The sequence below is a fragment of the Streptomyces sp. NRRL S-495 genome (genome assembly GCF_000966955.1).
Taxonomy (GTDB): domain Bacteria; phylum Actinomycetota; class Actinomycetes; order Streptomycetales; family Streptomycetaceae; genus Kitasatospora; species Kitasatospora purpeofusca.
In genome coordinates this window covers 1-2,252 of record NZ_JZWY01000350.1, presented here as the reverse complement: position 1 = coordinate 2,252, position 2,252 = coordinate 1, and the positions used below count along the sequence as shown (strand labels likewise).

The 2,252-nt window shown below is 72.6% G+C and carries 3 protein-coding genes; all 3 read right to left on the bottom strand.

The genetic code is table 11. The features are described from left to right. Positions 1-1,399 (bottom strand): MFS transporter (locus tag VR45_RS18605; RefSeq protein ID WP_045940919.1); only part of this gene is annotated, 1,399 nt, incomplete at its 3' end. A 2-nt stretch (positions 1,400-1,401) separates the two neighbouring features. Further along, entirely contained in the window at positions 1,402-1,692 is a 291-nt protein-coding gene (locus VR45_RS18600) for an SHOCT domain-containing protein (RefSeq protein WP_045940918.1), read from the bottom strand. Positions 1,693-1,744: 52 nt separating this feature from the next. Continuing rightward, complete coding sequence (locus tag VR45_RS18595; RefSeq protein WP_045940917.1) at positions 1,745-2,230, bottom strand: DUF6325 family protein; 486 nt, start codon at positions 2,228-2,230, stop codon at positions 1,745-1,747. Positions 2,231-2,252 lie beyond the last annotated feature (22 nt).

Below are 2,252 nucleotides of genomic sequence, written 5' to 3'. Positions count from 1 at the left end.
AGACAGGGACGAAGGACAGACCGGCCTCCACCTGGACGGCGGTCTGCTGCGCGACGGCCCCGGAGACCCGGGGATCGCTCTCGATCTGGCTGGTCACGGAGGTCGCGAGGGCCCCGATGAGGATCGCCCCGATCAGCGCCGTCCCGAGCGAGGAGCCGAGGTTCTGCGCGGTGTACTGCAGCCCGCCGGCCTCGCTGCGCTCCTCCGCCAGCACGCTGGACTGCACCGTGTTGCCCAGCTGCGAGGCGAGCATCCCCATCCCGACGCCGAGCAGGGCCATCGCCCCGGCGAAGGAGGCGCCGTCCAGGTCCGGTCCGATCGCCGTGATCAGCCACAGGGTGGCGGCGAGCAGGACCAGCAGCCCCGCCCTGGCGATGGTGCGCGGTGAGGCGTAGCGCAGCAGCAGGGTGCCCGACATCGAGGCGCCGAGCATCGTCACGGACACCGGCAGCAGCCGCAGACCGGTCTCGAAGGCGTTCAGGCCCTGGACGACCTGGAGGTAGAGCGGGATGACGAAGAACAGGCCCAGCAGGACGGTGTTCTGGTTGAACAGGGTGATCAGCCCCGAGCGCAGCGTCCGGTTGCCGAACAGGTCGAGCGAGACCAGGGGCGTGCGGCCCCGGCCCTCGCGTCGGCGCTCGTGCACGCAGAAGGCGTAGGTCAGGGCGGCGCCGAGGGCGACGACGAACAGGGTCGGCGCGAAGCCGAGCACGGTGAACGGCGGGTTGCGCGGCTGGACCCAGCCCCAGGTCCCGCTCTGCAGCACGGCCAGCACCATCAGGGCCAGGCCCGAGGCGGACAGTACGACGCCGAGCAGGTCGAGCCGGGGCGGGTCGGTCGGCCGGGGCTGCGCCGGTATCCAGCGCATAAGCAGCAGGATCGTGACGACCAGCACCACTTCGCCGGCGAACACCAGCCGCCAGGTCAGATAGGTGGTCACCCAGCCGCCGAGCAGCGGGCCCACCGCGATGCCCGCGCCCGCCAGGCCGCCGATCACGCCGTAGGCGACGGCCCGGTCGCGGCCCGCGTAGGAGCCGGCCACCAGGGCGGCCAGCGCGGGCAGCACCAGGGCCGCCCCCAGGCCCTCGATGATCGACCAGCCGAGGGCGAGCACCCCGACGGTGGGCGCCACCGCGGTCAGCCCCGAGCCGACCGCGTACACGACCAGGCCGATCACGAAGACCCGGCGGCGCCCGAACATGTCGCCGATCTTGCCGCCGGTCAGCATGAAGGCCGCCATCACCAGGGTGTACAGGGTGATGACGGCCTGGATGGCGGTCACCTCGGTGTCGAAGTCCTCGACCAGCTGGCTGATCGAGACGTTCATCACCGAGGCGTCCAGCACCATCAGGAACTGGGCCGTGCCGAGGACGACCAGGGGCTTCCAGCGGTTCGCCATGGTCAGCTGCCGAGGATCCGGGCCTTCTGCGCGGCGAACTCCTCCTCGGTGAGGACCCCCTGGTCCTTGAGCGTCGCGAGGTCCTTGAGCTGGTCCAGCTTCTCCTCCATGGTCGGCGCGGCGGGCGCCGCGGCGGCCGGCGGGGGTGCGGCCGGGGCGGCGGCGGGGGCGGGTTCGGCGGCCTCCTGCTGCGACCAGCGGCCGGCCTGGCGGCGGGAGACTCGGTTGGAGACGGCGGTGGCCGTTCCGGCGACGACCGCGGTGCGGGCGACGCCACGTAGCAGTCCGGGCATGGCTTCCTGCCTGGGGTGAGGGAGATCGGGGTGGGGGTGGGGTGCGCGCGGGTCAGCCCGCGGCGTCGAGCTCCTCCAGTGCGTCCAGCACCTCGAGGAGGTCCTGGACCGGGACGCGGCCACTGGCGACCATGCGCGCGTCCGCCCGCCGCAGGGCGGCGGCCAGCGGAGCGGCCCACCGGTTCTCGTAGAGGAGCACCGCGGCGGAGTCGCCGGGCTCCAGGACCAGACCGGCCTCGGTGATGTCGGCGTCCCCGAGCAGACCGGAGGAGGCGCCCTCGAAGACGGTCAGGTCGAGGACCCCGTCGCCGGTCACGTCGGCCAGTTCGACGGCGGTGACCGTGCCGTCCTCGTCCTTGCGGACGAAGATCAGGTCGAGGATCCGGACAATGTCGCGATCGACCAGGTCGACGAGCAGCGGCAGGCCCTCGCCACGGAGGTGGCTGCCGGGGAACGCGATCACCAGGTAGTCGATGGGGCCGAGGTCGACCCGTTCGGATTCGTCCGCCCCACCGGGCGCATCGGGTGCGTTGCTCACGTCGGCTCCTCCGGGCGTAGGG

Coding starts and splice junctions, on each gene's coding strand:
- VR45_RS18600 (WP_045940918.1), bottom strand. CDS start 1,692: ATGCCCGGACTGCTACGTGGCGTCGCCCGCACCGCGGTCGTCGCCGGA.